This is a genomic window from Pseudomonas sediminis (genome assembly GCF_039555755.1).
GTDB lineage: Bacteria > Pseudomonadota > Gammaproteobacteria > Pseudomonadales > Pseudomonadaceae > Aquipseudomonas > Aquipseudomonas mendocina_D.
Genome location: NZ_CP154631.1, coordinates 3,795,507 through 3,816,759, shown reverse-complemented (window position 1 = coordinate 3,816,759; position 21,253 = coordinate 3,795,507). Strand labels below are relative to the sequence as shown.

19 protein-coding genes and 3 pseudogenes are annotated in these 21,253 nt (G+C 64.2%); 8 read left to right on the top strand and 14 right to left on the bottom strand.

What is annotated here, in order from left to right; all coding sequences use genetic code 11:
• Positions 1–41: 41 nt before the first annotated feature.
• Together AAEQ75_RS22040 and AAEQ75_RS22035 are read right to left on the bottom strand one after the other, a co-directional pair.
• Positions 42–638 (bottom strand): annotated as a pseudogene (locus AAEQ75_RS22040) (methyl-accepting chemotaxis protein); the annotation flags it as partial.
• Between the two features lie 309 nt (positions 639–947).
• Positions 948–1,595: pseudogene (locus AAEQ75_RS22035) on the bottom strand (MCP four helix bundle domain-containing protein); the annotation flags it as partial.
• 277 nt (positions 1,596–1,872) lie between these two features.
• Here AAEQ75_RS22035 and AAEQ75_RS17860 point away from each other — a divergent pair.
• A complete protein-coding gene (locus AAEQ75_RS17860; RefSeq protein ID WP_343349974.1) occupies positions 1,873–3,465 on the top strand; it encodes a hypothetical protein in 1,593 nt (530 codons plus the stop codon).
• 137 nt (positions 3,466–3,602) lie between these two features.
• Positions 3,603–3,881 (top strand): HU family DNA-binding protein, encoded by a 279-nt coding sequence (locus AAEQ75_RS17855; RefSeq protein ID WP_017677253.1) that lies wholly within the window; start codon positions 3,603–3,605, stop codon positions 3,879–3,881.
• A 43-nt stretch (positions 3,882–3,924) separates the two neighbouring features.
• Here AAEQ75_RS17855 and AAEQ75_RS17850 read toward each other — a convergent pair whose 3' ends face one another.
• The 9 genes and pseudogenes from AAEQ75_RS17850 to AAEQ75_RS17810 form a co-directional block, all read right to left on the bottom strand.
• Positions 3,925–4,218, bottom strand: coding sequence for a copper-binding protein (locus AAEQ75_RS17850; protein ID WP_106735271.1), 294 nt, complete (start codon positions 4,216–4,218; stop codon positions 3,925–3,927).
• Positions 4,219–4,237: 19 nt separating this feature from the next.
• The gene (locus AAEQ75_RS17845; protein WP_106735270.1) at positions 4,238–4,732 is read right to left on the bottom strand and encodes a cupredoxin domain-containing protein; all 495 of its coding nucleotides are present in this window, start codon (positions 4,730–4,732) and stop codon (positions 4,238–4,240) included.
• 51 nt (positions 4,733–4,783) lie between these two features.
• Entirely contained in the window at positions 4,784–6,196 is a 1,413-nt protein-coding gene (locus tag AAEQ75_RS17840) for a multicopper oxidase family protein (protein ID WP_343349973.1), read from the bottom strand.
• A 16-nt stretch (positions 6,197–6,212) separates the two neighbouring features.
• On the bottom strand, positions 6,213–7,613 hold the full coding sequence (locus AAEQ75_RS17835; protein WP_343349972.1) for a TolC family protein: 1,401 nt from the start codon (positions 7,611–7,613) through the stop codon (positions 6,213–6,215).
• Positions 7,600–7,899 (bottom strand): hypothetical protein, encoded by a 300-nt coding sequence (locus AAEQ75_RS17830; RefSeq protein WP_106735267.1) that lies wholly within the window; start codon positions 7,897–7,899, stop codon positions 7,600–7,602. Before AAEQ75_RS17830 ends, AAEQ75_RS17835 begins: the two co-directional genes overlap by 14 nt.
• A gap of 74 nt (positions 7,900–7,973) precedes the next feature.
• Positions 7,974–8,378: a hypothetical protein gene (locus tag AAEQ75_RS17825; protein WP_343349971.1), complete on the bottom strand. Its 405-nt coding sequence runs from the start codon at positions 8,376–8,378 to the stop codon at positions 7,974–7,976.
• A 68-nt stretch (positions 8,379–8,446) separates the two neighbouring features.
• Positions 8,447–9,875: pseudogene (arcD, locus tag AAEQ75_RS17820) on the bottom strand (arginine-ornithine antiporter).
• 69 nt (positions 9,876–9,944) lie between these two features.
• Positions 9,945–10,547: a glutathione S-transferase family protein gene (locus AAEQ75_RS17815; RefSeq protein WP_343349970.1), complete on the bottom strand. Its 603-nt coding sequence runs from the start codon at positions 10,545–10,547 to the stop codon at positions 9,945–9,947.
• Positions 10,548–10,654: 107 nt separating this feature from the next.
• A complete protein-coding gene (locus AAEQ75_RS17810; RefSeq protein ID WP_343349969.1) occupies positions 10,655–11,812 on the bottom strand; it encodes a PLP-dependent aminotransferase family protein in 1,158 nt (385 codons plus the stop codon).
• An 83-nt stretch (positions 11,813–11,895) separates the two neighbouring features.
• On the opposite strand from AAEQ75_RS17810, the gene AAEQ75_RS17805 reads away from it, so the two are divergent.
• From AAEQ75_RS17805 to AAEQ75_RS17790, 4 genes are all read left to right on the top strand, one after another.
• Entirely contained in the window at positions 11,896–12,417 is a 522-nt protein-coding gene (locus AAEQ75_RS17805) for a MarR family winged helix-turn-helix transcriptional regulator (protein WP_343349968.1), read from the top strand.
• A gap of 202 nt (positions 12,418–12,619) precedes the next feature.
• Positions 12,620–13,144 (top strand): RNA polymerase sigma factor, encoded by a 525-nt coding sequence (locus tag AAEQ75_RS17800; protein WP_430523425.1) that lies wholly within the window; start codon positions 12,620–12,622, stop codon positions 13,142–13,144.
• Positions 13,141–14,100: a FecR family protein gene (locus tag AAEQ75_RS17795; RefSeq protein WP_343349965.1), complete on the top strand. Its 960-nt coding sequence runs from the start codon at positions 13,141–13,143 to the stop codon at positions 14,098–14,100. The genes AAEQ75_RS17800 and AAEQ75_RS17795 overlap by 4 nt, the downstream gene beginning before the upstream one ends.
• A gap of 80 nt (positions 14,101–14,180) precedes the next feature.
• A complete protein-coding gene (locus AAEQ75_RS17790) occupies positions 14,181–16,631 on the top strand; it encodes a TonB-dependent siderophore receptor (RefSeq protein WP_343349964.1) in 2,451 nt (816 codons plus the stop codon).
• A 54-nt stretch (positions 16,632–16,685) separates the two neighbouring features.
• On the opposite strand, the gene AAEQ75_RS17785 is transcribed toward AAEQ75_RS17790, so the two are convergent.
• Complete coding sequence (locus AAEQ75_RS17785) at positions 16,686–17,333, bottom strand: hypothetical protein (RefSeq protein WP_343349963.1); 648 nt, start codon at positions 17,331–17,333, stop codon at positions 16,686–16,688.
• Between the two features lie 140 nt (positions 17,334–17,473).
• Here AAEQ75_RS17785 and AAEQ75_RS17780 point away from each other — a divergent pair, with 140 nt between their 5' ends.
• Both AAEQ75_RS17780 and AAEQ75_RS17775 read left to right on the top strand, forming a co-directional pair.
• Positions 17,474–18,085 (top strand): LysE family translocator, encoded by a 612-nt coding sequence (locus AAEQ75_RS17780; RefSeq protein ID WP_343349961.1) that lies wholly within the window; start codon positions 17,474–17,476, stop codon positions 18,083–18,085.
• Positions 18,085–19,275: a benzoate/H(+) symporter BenE family transporter gene (locus AAEQ75_RS17775; protein ID WP_343349960.1), complete on the top strand. Its 1,191-nt coding sequence runs from the start codon at positions 18,085–18,087 to the stop codon at positions 19,273–19,275. The genes AAEQ75_RS17780 and AAEQ75_RS17775 overlap by 1 nt, the downstream gene beginning before the upstream one ends.
• An 87-nt stretch (positions 19,276–19,362) precedes the next feature.
• Here AAEQ75_RS17775 and AAEQ75_RS17770 read toward each other — a convergent pair whose 3' ends face one another.
• Positions 19,363–20,259: a bile acid:sodium symporter family protein gene (locus tag AAEQ75_RS17770; protein WP_343349959.1), complete on the bottom strand. Its 897-nt coding sequence runs from the start codon at positions 20,257–20,259 to the stop codon at positions 19,363–19,365.
• Between the two features lie 112 nt (positions 20,260–20,371).
• On the bottom strand, positions 20,372–21,133 hold the full coding sequence (locus tag AAEQ75_RS17765) for an SDR family oxidoreductase (RefSeq protein ID WP_343349958.1): 762 nt from the start codon (positions 21,131–21,133) through the stop codon (positions 20,372–20,374).
• Between the last annotated feature and the right edge of the window lie 120 nt (positions 21,134–21,253).

Here is a 21,253-nt window from a genome sequence, read left to right as displayed (position 1 = left end):
TTACAACTGCTTCAAACACTTAGATACGCGAGACACTGACGTCACACGCGGAAACGTCCCACCAATTGCGCCAGCCCATGAGACAGATCAGACAAGTGCTGGCTGGCTCGCGAGCTCTGCTCGGAGGTTTGCGCCGCCTCGTTGGACAGGTCGCGAATATCGCTGATATTGCGGGCGATTTCTTCGGTGACGCTACTTTGCTCCTCGCAGGCAGTGGCGATCTGCGCCGCCATGTCGTTGATGCGTTGCACCGAATCACCGGTCACGCTCAAAGCCTGGTCCACACCGGCAGCCTGCTCCACGCTCTGCCGCGCCCGTGCGCTGCCTGAGTGCGTGGCCTTGACCGCATTCTGCACACCAGCCTGTAGACGCTCGATCATCTGCTGGATGTCCTTGGTCGACTCCTGGGTACGTGCTGCCAGCGCTCGCACCTCATCGGCGACCACGGCAAAACCGCGGCCCTGCTCCCCTGCCCGCGCTGCCTCGATGGCCGCGTTGAGCGCCAGCAGGTTGGTCTGTTCAGCGATGCCCTTGATCACCGCCAGTACCGCACCGATGTTGGCGGTTTCCTGCTCCAGGGTCTGGATGGTGTCGGAGGCGCTTTCCACTTCCTGAGCCAGCTGACGGATCGAATGGATGGTCGCCCCCACCACCTGGGCACCCTCGCGTGACTGTTGCTCGGCATTGCGTGCTGCATCGGCAGCGTTCTGCGCGTTGCGCGCCACTTCATGCACGGCCACGCTCATTTCGGTGGCCGCAGTGCTGACCTGATCCACTGCCGCGTGCTCACTGCTGATCAGCCGGTCATTGGCAGCCGCCAGGTCTGCCAGGCTCTTGGCTGAATCGGCGACTTCATCAGTAACGCGGCCGACTTCCTTGATCAAGGGTTGCAGCTTGTCGAGGAAGCGGTTGAAGGCATGGCTGAGCTGGCCCAGTTCGTCCTTGGACAGCACGTCCAGGCGCACACGCAGGTCGCCGTCACCATCGGCGATCTGTTCGATACGATGCAGCAGGTTGTGCAGCGGACGGGTCACCAACAGCGGGAAGCCCACCACCAGCACCAGGCACACCAGCAGGCCGATAGCGATGATCAGCCCTTGCTGCCAGGCCAGAGACTCGCCACGGGCGATGGCTTCGGTGCCCACCGCATTGGCCGCGTTGTCCTCAAGCTCGCCGAGCTTGTCGATGGCAGTGCGCGCCTCTTCGAACTGCGCCTCGCTGTCGGCGAAACTCAACCGACTGGCAGCATTGGGGTCGCTATTGGCCAGCTCCAGCACGCGCAACGAGGTCGCCTTCCAGCGTTCGAAACCACGGTCGAAATCGGCCACCAGAGCCAGTGCTTCGCTGCCTGGCTGCATCGCGGCGAACTTGTGCACGCGGTCATAGGCCTGCTGCAGGTTCTCGGTATGCGAGGCGCGCAACTGCGCGGCATGCGAACCGGAGTCTTCGTCGAGCAGGCTGCGCTCGGCGACGAAGGCCTGGTACAGATCCCGGTCGGCATTGAGCAGCAGGCTGATGGCCGGCAGATGGCGATTGGTCAGCGTGGTGCTGGATTCAGCGACCTGAGTGATGCCACGAACACCCAAGGCTCCCATCGTTACCAGCAAGGCGGCCAGCAATAGAATCGGCAGGGCAATCTTCCAACGAAACCCCAGATCGGTGAATGCACGCAGCATGATGGCACTCCAGCATTAGGCAGGTCTCTGTAGCTTAGTCGAGCCTTGCCAAGTCGCAGTCTGGCCGCGCAAAAATCCGGAAAACCTCCAGCGCTGAGCTAACCTTCTTCACGACCACCCGCGCCACTCGTCGCATCCCGCAGTTCGGCCATGATGAGCATTCCCGAGGCACGCGCACGCCACCTCAGGAGCAACCATGGCCAATTCGCATAGCCCCTTCCATCCGATCATCTACGTGCGTGGCTACGCCATGACCCCGGGTGAGATCGACCAGACCAGCGCCGACCCGTTCTGCGGTTTCAACCTCGGTTCTACCGTCTACCGCGCGGTAGCGGAAAAGACCCGCCAGCCACGCAAATTCGTCTTCGAGTCGCCAGTGATCCGCCTGGCCACGGAATTCGACTATCAGGACGTGTACGAAGACGGCTACGACATTCTCGACCCGGAATGGGCCGCCAATACCGACAACCGCCTGGGCAGCCGTTCGATCATTATCTATCGCTACTACGACGAGGCCTCACGGCTGCTGGGCATCGGCAGCACACCGAGCCTGGAGGTATTCGCCAGCAAGCTTGGCGAGCTGATACTCAAGGTGCGCGAGCTGATCTGCGCCAACCCCAAGAACGCCATCACCAAGGCCGACTTCCGCTGCTATCTGGTGGCTCATTCGATGGGTGGCCTGGTGTGCCGAGGCCTGCTGCAAAACCCCAAGCTGGATCCGGGTGGTGCGGCCAAGCTGGTGGACAAGGTGTTCACCTACGCTACCCCGCACAACGGCATCGATCTACTCGGCATCAACCCGCCAAGCTGGCTGAGCCTGAGCGATATCAGCAATTTCAACCGCCAGCGCCTGGCGACTTTTCTCGATCTGGAAGCCGCCTACAAGCTCACCGAACGCGTCGACTGGCTGCCCGAGGCACGCTTTGCATCCAAACGCTTCTTCTGCATGGTTGGCACCAACCGTATGGACTACGAAGCTGGCCTGGGCCTGTCGCGTACCTTCGCCGGCCATGGCAGCGACGGCCTGGTGCGCATCGACAACGCGACCCTCTGCGGCCTGGACGCTAGCAGCAAACCGACAGCGCCCTGCGCCAAGGCCTTTACCTATCGAGCGCATTCCGGCTACTTCGGCATCGTCAACAGCGAGGAGGCTTACCAGAATCTCACGCGCTTTCTGTTCGGCGATGTACGTGTGGACATCTGGGCTGAAGTCGACGCCATCACCCTGCCCAAGGAGCTGCGCAAGTCTGAGAGCCAGGGGCAAACGGTCAACGCCCTGTACCAGTTCGAAGTGCTCGCCGCCCCGCGCGGCAAGCTCTGGTACCTGAGCCGGCGTACTGCCGAAGAGGATTCAGTGGCCTGTCTCGCCCACCAGCACTGGCTCAAGGCACCGCAGGAGAACGGCAAGCTATTCCTTGGCAGCCTGTTTCTGGCTGATCGGGCGCGCGTGAACAGCAGGCGCAAGGGGCTGGCCTATACCTTGACCTTTAACGTGCGAGTGCCGGACTACGAGGTGGAGCGCAAGCTATGGGTCAACCAGCATTTCGAGGGCAGCTACCTGTTCCGCAACAGCCTGGTGCTGGAAATAACCTCGCCCAGCGCCGACAGCGGCTGGCAGGTGAGCCACGCCTGGCAGAACCAGGGGGTGCACAGCGCCGACCATAAACTCGATGGCAACCTCCAGAACGATGGAAGCCTGGAGATCGAGGTGCCGTTCGACAGCGCCAGCGAACCCGGCATCAGCGGCAGGCTGCGTTTTTTGCTAGCACGCTGGAACCACCAGGACTGATGCGACACTAAGCCCTATCGGCAGTGCCCGTTGCGGCACTGCCGAATCATGTCTTTTATGTTAGCGTTCCCACGTTTTCGACTGCGCAGATCCATATCGGCAGCATCGAACCTCTCACCTGCAAACGGAGTTACATCATGGCAATCACCAAAGACCAACTGATCAGCGACCTGGCCGAGGCCGTATCCCTGCCCAAAGCCACTGTCCGCACCCTGATCGATCAGTTGGGCGAAATTGTCGGCGACGCACTGGAAAACGACGGTGAGATCACCCTGCCAGGCATCGGCAAGCTGAAAGTGAGCGAGCGCCCGGCACGCACCGGCCGTAACCCGCAGACCGGCAAAGCCATCGAAATCGCTGCCAAGAAAGTGGTCAAGCTGGTACCTGCCAAGGCCCTGACCGACGGCCTGAACTGAGTGTTCGCCAGCCCAGGCGCAATGCCTGGGCCGGCTCTCCTGGCTACTCCACTACCTGCAGTTCGGTAACGATGTAACGGTTACCCTGCTGCTGCACTTGAAACTTCACCTTCTCTCCTGCTGAAAGCCCTTCCAGTAGTTCCGGTTTCTCGACTTCGAAGACCATGGTCATCGGCGGCATGCCGATACTGGCGATGGGGCCGTGACGCAGGGTGATCTTCTGCGCGGCGGCGTCCACCTTGCGCACCTCGCCCTGGCTCAGCGGCGCGGGGTCGGCGGCCTGCAACGGCAGACTGAACAGGGTGGCTAGCGTCGCGATCAGCAATGACTTGTTCATGCATCTTTCCTCTCGTCGGTCACTCGGCCAGCACCCGGATGGTGCCGACCATACCGGCCTGATAGTGGCCGGCGATCAGGCAAGCGAAGTCGAACTCGCCTGCGCGGTTGAAGGTCCAGATCATCTCGCCGCTCTGCCCCGGCGCAACGTGAGCCATGTAGGGCTCGTCGTGTTCCATGCCGGGAAAACGCAGCATTGACTCGGCATGCTCATCCAGGGTTTCGCGGGTACCGATGACGAACTCGTGGAGGATCTTGCCGTCGTTGCGGTGGACGAAACGAATGGTCTCGCCCTGCCTGACCTGCAGCCGATCCGGAGTGAAACGCATCTGATCAGTCATGCGGATCTCGATGGTGCGGTCGACTTCGCTGGCATCGCCGGCGATACCCCAAGGCTTTTGCTCCCTGATCGTTGAGGCGGCCTGATGCCCCTCGTGCATTTCGCTGTGGGCCAGCGCTGCCGGGCTGCCGAGCAGCCCGATCAGGATCAGAACCAGTAACTGTGCTGTTTTCATCGGTGAATCCTCGCTTGCTGTGGGGACCGGGCCGCGTGGCGGCCCGCCCCGTCAATGCCCGGCATGACCGCCGGGCTTGCGTACCTGCACTTCCACCGGTGCCTCGAGCGGTTGCTTGAGCGGCATCGACTGGCCGCCGCCGTCGTGCGAGCGGCTCGGGTTGGCCAGTGCCCCTTTCCATTCATAGGCCACCGTGCCGGCTGGGTGCTTGAACCAGCCAGGGTCGCGGTAGTCGCCGGCGGCCTGCTCCTTGCGCACCTTGAGCATGGTGAACATGCCGCCCATCTCCACCGAGCCGAACGGGCCGTCGCCGGTCATCATCGGCACGGTGTTGTCGGGTAGCGGCATCTGCATCTCCGCCATGTCGGCCATGCCGCGCTCGCCCATCACCATGTAGTCGGGCACCAGTTTGGCGATCTTGCGGGTCATGTCGCGGTGATCGACGCCGACCAAAGTCGGCACGTCGTGGCCCATGGCGTTCATGGTGTGGTGGCTCTTGTGGCAGTGCAGTGCCCAGTCGCCCTCCTCGTCGGCGATGAATTCCAGCTGGCGCATCTGCCCCACCGCCACATCGGCGGTCACCTCCGGCCAGCGCGAGCCGACCGGGGTCGGCCCGCCGTCGGTGCCGGTGACCTCGAACTCGTGACCGTGCAGGTGGATCGGATGGTTGGTCATGGTCAGGTTGCCGACGCGCAGGCGCACGCGCTCGCCCTGGCGCGCCACCAGCGGGTCGATGCCGGGAAACACCCGACTGTTGAAGGTCCACAGGTTGAAATCGAACATCTGCATGATCTTCGGCGTGTAGGCACCCGGCTCGATGTCGTAGGCGCTGAGCAGCAAGCAGTAGTCGCGTTCCACCTCGCTGATCAGCGGGTGGTGCTCCCTGGGGTGGGTGACCCAGAAGCCCATCATGCCCATGGCCATCTGCACCATCTCGTCGGCGTGCGGGTGATACATGAAGGTGCCGGGACGGCGGGCGACGAACTCGTAGACGAAGGTCTTGCCAGAGGGAATCGCCGGCTGGGTCAGGCCCGTCACACCGTCCATGCCGTTGGGCAGGCGCTGGCCGTGCCAGTGGATGCTGGTGTGCTCGGGCAGCTTGTTGGTGACGAAGATGCGCACCCGGTCGCCCTCCACCACCTCGATGGTCGGCCCCGGCGACTGGCCGTTGTAGCCCCACAGGTGGGCCTTGTAGCCGGGCGCCAGCTCGCGCACCACCGGCTCGGCGACCAGGTGGAACTCCTTGACGCCGTTGTTCATGCGCCACGGCAGTGTCCAGCCGTTGAGGGTGACCACCGGGTTGTAGGGCCGCCCACTGCCCGGCTGCAGCGGCGGTTGGGTGTCGGCGCTGGCCTGCAGCACCGGTTCGGGCAGGGCCGCCATGGCCACCCGGCTGACTGCCGAAGTGGCCACCGCAGCGCCGATGGCGCCGGCCCCGAGAAAGAAATCGCGTCGTGAAACCATCTGGGAAATTCCTTGTTCAATGGCCGGCGGCGGCCGGCTCGGCAGCAGCGGCAGGCGCCGCGCCGAGCGAGGGATTGGGGGCACCCAACAGGGCCATGTCGAGGTCGGCGCGCGCCAGCCAGAAGGCGCGCTGCGCCTGCAGGTAGCCATCCACCGCCTGCACCTGGCGGCGCGCATCGGCGAGCAGGTCGAAGGTGCTGATGAACATGCCGTTGTAGCGCAGCAGGTTTTCCTCGGCGATGCGCTGGCGCAGCGGCAGCACCTCGGCGCGGTAGTGCTGCGCCAGCTCGAAGGCGTTGCGGTAGGCGTGGTAGGCCTCGCGCACTTGCGAGCGGGCGTTGATCGCCGTTTCGGCGGCGCGGTTGAGAGCCTGGCGATACTGCGCCTCGGCCCGCGCCACCTTGGCACCGCTCCAGTCGAACAGCGGCAGCTCGACGCTGATCTCGTAGCCGCGCTGGGTCGGCTCCTCGTTGGAACGGTTGTTGACCACGCCCAGCTCCAGCACGTTGATGAAGCGCGTGGTGCGGGTCAGGCCGAGGTTCTGCGCCAGGCGCTCGGCATCCAGGCGCACGGCCTGGATGTCCTGGCGCTGGTTCATGGCCAGGCGCTCCACGTCCGGCAACTGGTCCGCGGTTTTTGGCAACGCCGGCAGGCGTTCGGGCAGGCGGTAGTCGAGCTGCTCGCCCCACAGGCCGAGCAGACGGGTCAGCTGCTCGCGGCTACGCACCCGCGCCTGTTCGGCCTGGATCAGGCCGATGCCGGCCTCGGCGTAGAAGTTCTGCTGCTCGGCCTGCTGCAGCTTGCTGAAATTACCCACCGCGACCATGCGCCGGGCCAGCTCGGCGCCGGCTTCTGCGGCGTCCAGCACCTGCCGCGCGTAGACCAGGCTCTCCTCGGCGGCGACCGCCTGGTACCAGGCCTTGCGCGTCTCGCTGGCCAGGTCGAACACCGCCAGGCTGGTCTGCCGCTGTAACTGCTCGAAGCGCCGACCTTCCAAGCGCGAGGTCAGCGGCAGGGCGATCAGCCGCGCCAGATTCAGGTGCAGGCCGCGCTCGTATTCGACCTCGCTGCCCTTTTCCAGACGGCCATAGGAGAAGCCGGGATTGGGCAGGCGCCCGGCCTGCACGCGCTCGGCCTCGCCGATGCCCAGCTCGTCGAAGGACGCCTGCAGACCACGGTTGTTGAGCAGCGCCAGCTGCACCGCGGCGTCCAGGCTCAGGGGTTCGGCCAGCAGCTCGGCGACGCGTGCCTCGATCTGCCCACGGCCGGCCTCGTCGCGCGCCCACAGCAGTTGCTTGTCCAGCTGGCGCTCGGCGCTTTGCTGCACCGGGTCGAAGCCGCCGTCCTGGCTGAAGCCGGCGCAGCCGGCCAGCAGCAGCGCGGCACAGAGCAGTACGGCGGGTTTAATGGTGGTCATGGCCACCTCCCTCGACGGGCTCGGCGCCCTGCTCGGCCGGCTGCTCCCAGCCTTCCATGCTGTAGGTGCGCCAGCCGCCGATACGGCCGACCAGATCGTTGGCCGCGCGCCAGTCCTGCAACGGCTCGTCGGCCTGGGCGCGGTAATCTTCGAGGGGGGAACGGTAATCCTGCGCCGGCACGGCGGCGTTGGCGTCCAGCGGATCGGGCTGGGCCGCCATCAGGATGCCGGGCAGCGCCAGGGCAGTGACGCCCAGCAGCCTTCCGGCAAGGGAATGCAAAGTCATGATGTGTTCTCGCGTACGGCGGCCAGGCGGCCGCGTGAGCTACAGGCGCCGCAAGGCGGCGCTACCTAAGGGGCTCAGGCGAGAGAAAGACGCGGGGGGCGTTCGGGCGTGTCGGCCACGCCGACGATAAGGCGGTCGGGCCAGACTGCGGCTGGCTCAACGGTTTGCAGGGCGGAGTTGTTCAAAAACGCTTGGCTGGGCGCGGCGACACCGACGCAGAAGGCGCACAGGGTGCAGAGACTGCCATCGCCGAGAGCATCGCTGCTGGCCACCGGGGCGGCGTCCTGATGCGCGCCATGTGCGCTGTCGGCCGCCATGTCGTGGTGCATGCCGTGCTCGACCTGCTGAGTCGAACTCATCTGCAGAGCGCCGCTGCGATGCACCTGCTCGCATAACTGCATGCCAAGCGCCGCCATGGCCTGTGCCGGCAGGGCCAGCATCAGCATCCAGATCAGGGCGGTACGCAGGGATGTGCGCATGGGGTCGCGAGGCCAGAGTCAGAGGGCGATGAAGCGGATTATCCACGCGCTGACCGCTTTGTCCAGCGCTACAAGCTCAGATGCCCGGCATACAGGCCATAGCCGGCCAGCACGGCGGTCAGCAATACGGCGGCGAAGATCGGCCATTCGTAGCGGGTGAACAGCACCTGCCCCTGCTCGCGCTTGGCCTGGCGAAACAGCAGCGCCCCCGGCGCGTAGAGCAGCGCCGACAGCAGCAGGTACTTGACCCCGCCGGCATACAGCAGCCAGATCGCGTAGCCCACCGCCAGCAGGCCGATGGCCAGATCCTTGCGGCGCAGCCCGGCCTGATCTTCATAGGTTTCGCCGCGCAGCGCCAGCAGCAGCGCATAGACCGCCGACCACAGGTAGGGCACCAGAATCATCGACGACGCGAGGTAGATGAGCGACAGGTAGGTGCCTTGGGAAAACAGGGTGATCAGCAGAAACAGCTGGATCATGCCGTTGGTCAGCCACAGCGCGTTGACCGGCACCTGATTGGCGTTCTCCCGGCGCAGGAAGGCCGGCATGGTGCCGTCCTTGGCGGAGACGAAGAGGATTTCGGCGCACAGCAGCGCCCACGACAGCAGCGCACCAAGCAGCGACACCGCCAGGCCGATGCTGATCAGCACCGCCCCCCAACGCCCCACCACATGCTCCAGCACTCCGGCCATGGACGGGTTCTGCAGCGCCGCCAGCTCGGGCTGGCTCATCACCCCCCAGCGACAGCAGGTTGACCAGCATCAGCAGCGCCAGCACGCCGAGAAAGCCGATCACCGTGGCCTTGCCCACATCGCGGCGGCGCTCGGCACGCGACGAGTACACGCTCGCCCCTTCGATACCGATGAACACGAACACGGTGACCAGCATCATGTTGCGCACCTGCTCCAGCACGCCGCCGAACTGCGGATTGCTGCGCCCCCAGATGTCACGGGTGAAGATGTCGCGGTCGAAGGCCAGGCCGACGATGACGATAAACAGCAGGATCGGCACCAGCTTGGCGATCGTGGTCACCAGGTTGATCAGCGCCGCCTCCTTGATGCCGCGCAGCACCAGGGCATGCACGCACCAGAGCAACCCCGAGGCGCAGGCGATGGCCAGCGGCGTATTGCCCTGGCCGAAGACCGGGAAGAAATAGCCGAGTGTGGAGAACAGCAGGACGAAGTAGCCGACATTGCCCAGCCAGGCGCTGATCCAGTAGCCCCAGGCCGAGGAAAACCCCATGTAATCGCCGAGGCCCGCCTTGGCGTAGACGTACACCCCGCCATCGAGCTGCGGCTTGCGGTTGGCCAGGTTCTGAAAGACGAAGGCCAGCGCCAGCATGCCCACCGCGGTGATGCCCCAGCCGATCAGCACCGCGCCGACGTCGGCCCGCGCGGCGATGTTCTGCGGCAACGAGAAGATCCCGCCACCGACCATCGAGCCCACCACCAGCGCGGTCAGCGACCCCAGGCCCAGCTTGCGGCTTCCTTGCGACATGGCGGCGCCCTCTTGCGGTTACCGCCAAACTCTAGTCGAGGCCGGCCGCCCTGCCAGTCTCGAAGGCACTCAACCCAGCATGGTCACATGCCGCGGATGGCTGGCCACGCGCTCGATCCAGGCGCGGATGGCCGGGAACTCGTCGAGGCTGAAGCCGCCCTCGTGAGCCACGTGGGTGTAGGCATACAGGGCAATATCGGCGATGGAATAATGCTCGCCGACCAGATAGGGCGTACGTTCGAGCTGCTTCTCCATCACCTTCAGGGCCTTGTATCCGAGCTTCAGGCAGCGCGCGTGCTCCTCGCGGCGCTCCTCGGGCATGCCCTGATAGAGCTGGATGAAACGCGCCACCGCAACGTAGGGCTCGTGGCTGTACTGCTCGAAGAACTGCCACTGCAGCACCTGGGTACGCAAGCGCGGCTCGGTCGGCAGGAACTCGCTGCCATCGGCGAGGAAATTGAGGATGGCGTTGGACTCCCACAGACAGGTGCCATCTTCCAGCTCCAGCACCGGGATCTTGCCGTTGGGGTTCTTGGCCAGGAAGGCTTCGCTCTGTGTCTCGCCCTTGAGGATATCGATGGGAATCCACTGGTACTCCTTGCCCAGCAGATGCAGCATCAGCTTGACCTTGTAGCAGTTGCCCGAGCGGTAATCGCCGTAGACCTTGAACATCGCGTTGCCCTCCCCGTGTTTCCTTCTTTTACCTGTAGGAGCCGGCTTGCCGGCGATCCGTCTTAGCAAGTGCATCGCCAGCAAGCTGGCTCCTACACTACAAGTCTCTACTTCGCCTGCGCCTCTTGAATTACCGTCGCCAACCGGCGCAGCCCCTCACCCAGACGCTCCGGCGCCACGTGGCTGAAATTCAGTCGCAGGTGGCCTGGGTTGGCGTCCGGATCGATGAAGAACGGCTCGCCCGGCATGAAGGCGACGTTCTGCGCCAGCGCCGCGTCGAGCAGCGTGCGGGTGTCGAGCGGCTGCTTCAGGGTCAGCCAGAAGAACAGGCCACCCTGAGGGATCTGCCAGTCAGCCAGATCGCCGAAGTGCTCCAGCAGCGCAGTCTGCATGGCGTCGCGACGAATGCGGTAGAAGTCGCGCAGCTCGGCCAGGTGGCCGCGGTACTGCTCGCTGCCCAACCACTGCAGCGCCTGCCACTGACCGATGCGGTTGGTGTGCAGGTCAGCCGACTGCTTCAGGCGCAGCAGGTGCGGATACAGGTCCTTGGTGGCGATCAGGTAGCCCACACGCAGGCCCGGCAGTAGCGTCTTGGACACGGTGCCGGTGTAGATCCAGCTGGCCTTCTTGAGGCGGCTGACGATGGGGGTGGCGCTACCGGCATCGAACACCAGCTCGCGGTAAGGCTCGTCCTCGATCAGGGTCACGCCGAACTCGTCGAGCAGGGCCGCCACGGCTTCACGCTTGGCTTCGCTGTAACGGGTGCCAGACGGATTCTGGAAGGTCGGGATCAGGTAGGCGAAAGCCGGCTTGTGATTCTCCAGACGCTGACGCAGAGCCGCCAGCTCGGGGCCGTCGGCCTCCTGCGGTACGCTGATGCAGTCGGCGCCGAACAGTTGAAAGGCCTGCAGGGCAGCCAGGTAAGTCGGCGCTTCGAGCAGCACCTCGGTGCCCGGATCGATGAACAGCTTGGACGCCAAGTCCAAGGTCTGCTGCGAGCCGCTGACGATCAGCACCTGACTGGCATCGCAGGGCACGCCCAGGGCACGCGCTTCGGCAGCGATAGCCTCGCGCAACGCCGGCTCGCCTTCACTCATGCCGTACTGGCCCATGCTCGCCGGCATCTCGGCCCAGCCCACCTTCGGCAGCATCGGCTCGGCCGGCAGACCGCCGGCAAAGGACATCACTTCCGGACGCTGCGCCGCGGCAAGAATTTCACGGATCAGGGAGCTTTTCAGGCGGGCGATGCGTTCGGAGAAGGCCATGGGATGTCCTGGGGTGCAAAAGTCGTTGGAATTAAGTCAAACTGCTTGACCGAAACTACGCCGCCGACCAGAGATACGTCAATATGACTGACCTAAAAAATTTCTCCGAGAAGTTTTTGACGTCGCCCGCCGAGGGCACGCAGGCCGGCCGTCACGGTGCGCAGGTGATCAAGAACGCGGCAGCTCAGCAGGCCGCCATGGAGGCTTTCTTCTTCGGCTATCAGGCCTTCACCGCCAAGCCGGACGAAATGCTGGCCAAGCGCGGGTTGTCACGCGTGCACCACCGCATCCTGTTCTTCATCGCCAAGTACCCAGGCCTGAACATGACCGAGCTGCTGGGTTACCTAGGGGTGAGCAAACAGGCGCTGAACATGCCGTTGCGCCAGTTGATCGAGATGGACCTGGTGCAGAGCGAAGCTGCCGCGGACGACAAGCGCAAGCGTGTACTGGGTTTCACCGCCGAGGGCGCCAAGCTGGAACAGGCCCTGCGCCGCGAGCAGGCGCGCCTGCTGCAACGCGTATTCAGCGAGATGGGCGAAGAGGCCGTGCAAGGCTGGCTGGCCGTCAATCACGCCCTGGCACGCAGCCGCCAGGAACGCACCTGAGCATCGTCGTCACAAGCCCCCCGTAGGAGCGAGTTCTGCTCACGAACCCTCTTGTTCGCGAGCAGAGCTCGCTCCTACCGATTCAGCCTGCCTTTCCATTCCCCCGCACCACCGGTCATGCCACGCCAACGCGTGATTGCACCCTGACACGACCTCTGCAATCATATGCGAATCATTATCACCTTAACTTAGATCTCGCGAGGTGCGCGTGTCGGTTCAGGATTCCAGCAACCAACAGCTGGTCGGTGTGCTTTATCGCGATCACCGTGACTGGCTGTTCGGCTGGCTGCGCAAAAGCCTGAACTGCGCGCAGCGCGCCGAAGACCTGAGCCAGGACACCTTCGTCCGCCTGCTCGGTCGCGCTGACCTGCACAACCCGCGCGAGCCCAGAGCCCTGCTTACCACCATCGCCAAGGGGCTGCTGGTCGACCAGTTTCGCCGCCATGCGCTGGAACGTGCCTATCTGGAAGAGCTCGCGCTGGCTCCGCAAGCCGTGCAACCCAGCCCGGAAGAACAGGCCCTGGCCCTGGAGCAACTGGCCGAGATCGATCGCCTGCTCGGTCAGCTGTCGAGCAAGGCACGCGCAGCTTTCCTCCATAACCGTCTGGATGGTCTCGGTCATGCCGAGATCGCCGAGCGTCTTGGCGTGTCCCCGTCGCGCGTGCGTCAATACCTCGCCCAGGGCCTGCGCCAGTGCTACATCGCGCTGTACGGAGCGCCGCAATGAGCCAGGTCTCGGCTCGCGTTCTCGATGAGGCCATCGCCTGGCAGCTGTGCCTGGACTCGGGCGAAGCCAGCGAGCAACAACACCATGACTTCACCGACTGGCTGGCCGCGCACCCGGAGCATGACCTGGTCTGGCGACGCCTCGGCGGTATCGACCAGCAGCTTTCTGCCGCCAGCACGCCGATGGCGCGACGCGCCCTGTTGCAGAGCAGCGTCAGCCGTCGCCGCAGCCTGCGTCGCCTTGGCGGTAGCGCCCTGGGTCTGCTTCTGGCCACGGGCATAACGCTGGTATTGCTGGCCCAGCAGCGCCCGCTGGGCGATTACCTCGCCGACTACCATACCGCCAGTGGAGAACAGCGCGACCTGCTGCTCGCCGACCGCAGCCAGGTACGCCTCAACAGCCGTAGTGCGCTGGATATCGAATTCGACGACAACGAACGGCGCCTGCACCTGCACAGCGGCGAAATTCTGATTCAGACCGCCAAGGGCGATACCCGCCCCTTCATCGTCGAGACGGAGCAGGGACGCTTGCGTGCGCTGGGTACGCGCTTTCTGGTACGGCGTGAAGGCGCCGCGACCGAGCTGATCGTGTTGCAGTCGGCAGTCGCCGCCAGGCCGCTGGCCGGTTCACAGGAACGCATCATCCACAGTGGCGAACAGGTGCGAATGGACAGCCAGCACCTCAGCCCAAGCCACCCTGCCCCCATCGGCGCCGACGCCTGGAGTCGCGGCATGCTGGTGGCGGACAACCTGCCCCTTCAGCGCCTGATCGATCAGCTCGGCGAATACCGCAGCGGTTACCTGAGCCTCGATCCGAGCCTGGCCGATCTGCGCATCAGCGGCAGCTTCCCGTTGCACGACAGCGACAAGGCACTGGCCGCTGTCGCACTGAGCCTGCCGGTGCGCACCGAGCAACTGAGCCCCTGGTGGACCCGCGTGGTACCGGCGGAAAAATAATTTTCCCCGCCCCTGTCACTTTTTCTTCCTGCTTCGGCAAAAGAGCATTGAGATACATTAACTCTTAGGAGACGTTCGCAATGTCCTTCCGCCCTGCCCCGTTCCGCCACACGCTGCTGGCCCTGACCATCGCCTTTGCCGGCCATGCCGGGCTGGCCCACGCTGAGGTTTACCAACTGCCCGCCGGCCCTCTGGCGACCACGCTCAACCAGATCGCCAGCCAGGCCGGCGTGACCCTGAGCATCGACCCGGCCCTGACCGCGGGCAAAAGCTCGGCACCGGTCAGCGGCGACTACGAGGCCATCGAGGCCCTCAATCAGGCGCTGCGTGGCACTGGCCTGCAGTTGCAAAGCGGCAATGGCGGCGCCTACAGCCTGGCCCCCGCTGCAGAAGCGGCAATGGCACTGCCGGACGTCACCGTCACCGCCAGCGAACAGGCCGCCGAGACCGCCTGGGGCCCAACCCGCGGTTACCTGGCCAACCGCACCGCGACCGGCACCAAGACCGACACGCCGCTGTTGGAAACCCCACGCTCGATCTCCGTGGCCACCCGCGAGCAGATGCAGGACCGCAAGGTGCAGAACCTCGATGATGCCGTGCGCTACATGCCGGGCGTCATCGCCAGCAGCTACGGCAGCGACAGCCGCGCCGACTGGATGAAGATCCGCGGCTTCGAACCGATCCAGATGCTCGACGGCCTGCCGCTGCCCAAGGGCAGCTACACCATGGCCAAGCTGGAAACCTGGAACCTGGAGCGCGTCGCCGTGCTGCGCGGCCCGGCCTCGGCGGTGTATGGCCAGACCCCACCAGGCGGTCTGGTGGACGCCGTCAGCCGCCGCCCACAGGCTGAAAGCAGCCATGAAGTGCAGGTTCAGGTCGGCAACTACAACCACAAGCAGATCAGCTTCGACAGCACCGGCAAGATCGATGACGACGGCCGCTTCCTCTATCGCTTCAGCGGTACTGGTCGGGACAGCGGCACCACCGTCGAGCATATCGACGACCAGCGCTTCAACCTCGCGCCCAGCCTGACCTGGAATATCGCTGACACCACCAAGCTCACCTTCCTCGGTCAGTTCAACCGTGACGATACCGGCGGCACCAGCCAGTTCCTGCCGCTACAAGGCACCAAGCTGAGCACCCCGGCTGGCAAGGTCGACTACCACAAGAACCTCGGCGACCCGGACTGGGAGTTCTACGACAAGACCTTCTACGCACTGGGCTACGCCTTCGAGCACCGCATCAACGACACCTGGCAGTTCAACCAGAACCTGCGCTACAGCAAGCTCGAACTGGATAACCAGATCATCACGGCCGGGGGCTGGGCAACCGCCGTGGCTGACGACGGTACGGTCGCACGCGGCGCCAACGTCTACGACGAAAACATCAGCCATTTCGCCGTGGACAACAATTTCCAGGCGGACTTCAACACTGGCGCCATCGGCCACACCCTGCTGCTGGGCCTCGACTACCTAAGAGTGAATACGGACTACCGCTGGCAGTTCGGCAGTTCCTACCTCTATGACGACAACTTTAACGTCATTGGAATCAACGTCCCTCCGAGCAACATTAACAACCCAAGCTATGGCCAGGATTTCAGTGGCGTTACCTATGGCGATCTACAGAACTACAACCAGAAACGCAGGAACACCGGCCTCTATCTGCAGGACCAGATGGCACTCGACGCCTGGCGCGTGACCCTCGGTGGCCGATGGGACCGTCTGGACACCGACTCGGTGTTCCACAACGCCAACGATGCCAAGGACAGCCGTCGCGACAGCCAATTCAGCGGCAATGCGGCGCTGAGCTACGTGTTCGACTCCGGCTTCACGCCCTATGTGTCCTACGCCGAATCCTTCCAGGCCGAAGCGGGCGGCAACGGCGGCGCGGCGTTCAAACCCAGCACCGGCAAGCAGTACGAACTGGGTATCAAGTATCAACCGCCGGGTAGCGACATGCTGTTCACCGCCGCGGTCTATGACCTCACGCGGCAGAACATCGTGACCACCAACATCGCCGGCGCCACCGAGCCGGTCAGCGAGGTAGAAGTCCGCGGCCTGGAGCTGGAAGCCACCGGTAACATCACCGAGAACCTCAGCCTGACTGCCTCCTACAGCTACACCAACAGCAAGATGACCAAGGTCGGCGATCTACGCGACAAGAACCGCGCCTTGCCGCTGATCCCCGAGCATCAAGCGTCGATCTGGGCCGACTATGACTGGAGTCAGGGTGTGCTGGCGGGCTTCGGCGTCGGTTTTGGCGCCCGCTTCGTCGGTTCCACCGACAACATCTCTGTCGGTAGCATGGGTTTCGTCCGTGATCCTTCCGACGGCCATAGCAGCGCCTATACCGTCTACGACGCAGCGGTGCGCTATGACCTTGGCCAGATCGATGCAAGCCTGCGTGGCGCCAGCGTGTCGCTCAACGCCAACAACCTGTTCGACAAGGAATACCTGGCCACCTGCGATGGCTTCTACTGCTATGCCGGCGACCCACGCCGGGTCACGGCCAGCCTCGACTACAAGTGGTGATCGGCTGAAAAACAGGAGCCGCCCAATGGGCGGCTCTTGTCGTTTTGGGCCTTGCTAACTCGCAGCCCCCTGCAACTCGGCAGCCCCTCTGAAGAACACCAGCCCCTGCGCCACGCAAACCGCCAGTGCCGGCACTATAGCCAGCGGCAAAAACAGCACACTGGCGAACATCACACCGCTGGCGATGGACAGCCAGGCCATGACCCGCAGAGAGGCGTACGCCAGCCTCACCTTGAGCAGGAGAATACCGAACCAGGTAATGCCGAGCCCCATGAGTACCATCAGGCCCAGGTAGGCGATGGTCATTACGCTAAGTGCCTTGAACAGTTGATCCCCAACCATGAAGTCCATCACCCCGCTGACCAGGGCAAGAACAACGATGATCCAGACCGGCCAGCTCAGCCCCGGCGCAGCAAAACGCTGCTCGATGAAACTCTTGAGGCGGATCAACAAGTAGTTGCCCAACAACATCAGCAACAGTCCCAGCCAGCGGGTATAGCGCTCGACCTGCTCCAACTCTGCCTGGCCCAGCCAACTGCTAGCGAAAATAACGCCCAGCATCAGCGCACTGCCCAGCGCAGACATCAGCGCCAACCAGCCAAGGACCTGCAACTGACGCGCACTCCAGCCCCGGAGCTGCCGCACCGGCTGGTCATCGATCAGTTCGACCTGCGGGGCACTGTAGGGGTTGTCCGGCTGCATGAGGCTTCCTTGTCTGCAAAAGATCAAGGCTAACCATCCACGATGCGCTTGACCAGACTGTACGGTTCAACCCACCAGTGGCTGTACCGCGACGGCGTGACAGCCGCGCAATAGGCTTTGCCAGTAACCGGAGAACGACCATGTCCACCGAACTGCTGCTCGCCTTCATTGCCTTCGCCTTCGTCACCTCGGTAACGCCAGGGCCCAACAACATGATGCTGCTCGCCTCCGGGGTGAACTTCGGCGTGCGCCGCAGCATTCCGCACATGCTCGGCATCAGCCTGGGCTTCATGCTGCTGGTGGCTGCCGTGGGCCTGGGGCTCGGCCAGGTGTTCCAACGCCTGCCGGTGCTGCATGACGTACTGCGCTATCTCGGCGCCGCGTATCTGCTCTACTTGGCCTGGAAGATCGCCCAGTCCGGCGCACCACAGAGCCGCGAGAACCCTGAAGCGAAGCCGTTCACCTTCCTGCAGGCGGCGGCCTTTCAGTGGGTCAATCCCAAGGCGTGGATCATGGCCATTGGCGCCATTACCACCTATACCCCACAGGATGGTTTCTTCAGCAACGTACTACTGATCGCCGCGCTGTTTGCCTTGGTCAACTGCCCCAGCGTGGGGTTGTGGACCGTCGCCGGCAGCCTGCTGCGCAAGTGGCTGGACAACCCGCGTGCGTTGCGCGCCTTCAATATCGGCATGGCGCTGCTGTTGGTCGCCTCGCTCTATCCCATCATCGTCGACACTGGAATGTTCTGATGCAAGACGCCGCCCCTACTCGTCTGCGCCCCCTGGCGGACACCTCCGCCTCGGCCGTAGTCGCTGGCTTCATCGCCATGCTCACCGGCTACACCAGCTCCCTGGTGCTGATGTTCCAGGCCGGCCAGGCTGCCGGCCTAACCGCCGGGCAGATTTCCTCATGGATCTGGGCACTGTCGATCGGCATGGCGTTGTGCTGCATCGTGCTGTCGCTGCGCTATCGCGCGCCGGTGATGATCGCCTGGTCCACTCCCGGCGCCGCACTGCTGATCACTAGCCTGCCGCAGGTGTCCTACGGCGAGGCCATTGGCGCCTACATCCTCGCCTCGGGGCTGATCGTGCTGATCGGCCTGACCGGTACCTTCGACCGCCTGATGCGCCGCATCCCCGGCTCCATCGCCGCCGCCCTGCTGGCCGGCGTGCTGTTCAAGATCGGCCTGGAAATCTGCGTGGCCGCCGAGCAGCAGCCCATCCTGGTGGTGGCCATGCTGCTCGCCTATCTGCTTGGCAAGCGCCTGTGGCCGCGTTACTCGGTGCTCTCCGCGCTGATCGTCGGCAGCGTGCTGGCAGCAGTCTTCGGCCTGCTGGACTTCACGAACTTCCAGTTGCAGCTGGCCACGCCGGAATGGACCACACCGAGCTTCTCGCTGGCCGCCGCCATCAGCATCGGCATTCCCCTGTTCATCGTCGCCATGGCCTCGCAGAACCTGCCGGGCATGGCGGTGCTGCGCGCCAATGGCTATGACGTACCGGCCTCGCCGCTGCTGACCAGCACCGGCCTGGTATCGATCCTGATGGCGCCGTTCGGCAGCCACGGCATTCATATGGCGGCCATCAGTGCTGCCATCTGTGCCGGCCCGGAAGCTCATGAAGACCCGCGCAAGCGCTACACCGCGGCAGTCTGGTGCGGGGTGTTCTACGCCATCGCCGGCATTTTCGGCGCCACCCTGGCCTCGCTGTTCGCGGCGCTGCCGGCGGCGTTGATCCTCTCCATCGCCGCGCTGGCACTGTTCGCCTCGATCATCGGCGGCCTGACCCAGGCCATGAGCGAGCCCAACGAGCGCGAAGCGGCGCTGATCACCTTTCTGGTCACCGCCTCGGGCATGACCCTGGCCGGTGTCGGCTCGGCATTCTGGGGCATCGTCGCCGGCCTGCTGACGCTGGCCGTGCTGAACTGGGGCAAGCGCTAACTCCGATGCAATCCAGGCTACGAGCGGTAGCGTGCGCCGCGCGCACCACTGGATAACAGCGTGTTCAAGCGGTGCACACGGCGCACCCTACTGTTCAGCCACCGTTTCGTTAGCCAGCTCGGCGCCGTGCATACGGTTGACCCACAGCCCGAACAGCGCTGCAGTGACGAACATGATCAAGCTGTAGATGGCCGCCGGAATGGCCATGGTCGGGTTGTTCAGCAACGCCGGGCTGAGTGCCAGGGCGATGGCCAGGGTGCCATTGTGGATGCCGATCTCCATGGCGATGGCAATCGCCTGACGCAGATTGAGCTTGAGCAGGCGTGGCACGCAGTAGCCCACCACCATGCTCAGCAGGTTGAAGGCCAGCGCCGCACCGCCCACCGCAGGCGCGTAATCGACGAAGGTGCGCCAGTCCTTGGCAACCGCCAGCAGGATGATCAGCAGCAGGAACAGTGCCGAAACGATCTTCACCGGTTTCTGCATACGCTCGGCGAAGCCGGGGAAACGACTGCGCAGCCACATGCCGATGGCCACCGGCCCGAGGACGATGACGAACACCTGCACCACCTTGGCGAACTGCAGCGGGATGGCCTGATCGGCGGACATGAAGTAAGCCAGCGACAGGTTGACGATCAGCGGCATGGTCAGAATCGCGATCACCGAATTGACCGCGGTGAGGGTGATGTTCAACGCCACATCGCCATGGGCCAGGTGGCTGTAGAGGTTGGCCGTAGTGCCGCCCGGCGAGGCCGCCAGCAGCATCAGGCCAACGGCCAGCGCCGGCGCCAGGCCGAAGGCCTTGGCCAGGAAGAAGCACGCCAGCGGCAGCAACAGCAGCTGGCAAGCCAGGCCGATCAATACCGGTTTGGGAAATTTGGCCACGCGGGCGAAGTCGGCCAGGCTCAGTGACAGGCCAAGCCCGAGCATGATGATGCCCAGCGCAGCGGGAAGGAAAAACGTCAGCAAGGGATCGGCGGTCATTATTGTTATCGCTCCAGTTGAACCTGGCAGGATTGTGCTGAGTCAGGGCCACTGCTGGCAGTGGCCCTGCGAGCCAACCTTAGCCGACGTGCAGACGACCGGGCTAGAGCCTTTATATCGCCGTGGCGCCACCATCCACAGCCAACGCCTGGCCAGTGGTGAACGCGGCGTGGTCGCTGCACAGATAGAGCACGGCAGCCGCGATCTCCTCGACCTTGCCGATACGCCCGACCGGGTGCATGGCGGCGGCGAACTCGGCCTTCTTCGGGTCGGCTTCATAGGCGCGGCGGAACATGTCGGTGTCGATCACCGCTGGACATACCGCGTTTACCCGCAGTTTCTTCTTGGCGTACTCGATCGCAGCGGATTTGGTCAGGCCGATCACCGCATGCTTGGAGGCGGCGTAGATACTCATCTTCGGCGCGGCACCCAGGCCGGCGACCGAAGCGGTATTGACGATGGCGCCTCCGCCCTGGGCCAGCAGCAAGGGGATCTGGTGCTTCATGCACAGCCACACGCCCTTGACGTTGACGCCCATGATAGCGTCGAACTCGGCTTCGTTGCCGTCGGCCAGTTTGCCCTGTTCGATCTCGATACCGGCGTTGTTGAAGGCGTAGTCCAAACGACCGTACTGCGCCACGGTGGCGTCCATCAGCGCCTTGACCTCGGCATCGCGGGTCACGTCGCAACGCACGAAGCAGGCCTCGCCACCGGCCGCACGAATCAGCTCGACGGTGCCTTCACCACCGCTCACGTCGACATCGGAAACCACCACTTTGAGCCCTTCGACAGCGAAAGCCTGGGCGGTGGCACGGCCAATACCGGCGGCAGCGCCGGTGACCAGGGCGACCTGGCCGGAGAACGTCATGCTCATGTCTGCTTCCTCGCAGCGATTCTTGTTGAATTGGCGAGGAGTCTAGCCAGGCGGCCGCGCGCAGAGCAGCACTATCAGACTCTGAAGTGGTGGGTCATGCAGGGCGCTGATGACGACTCC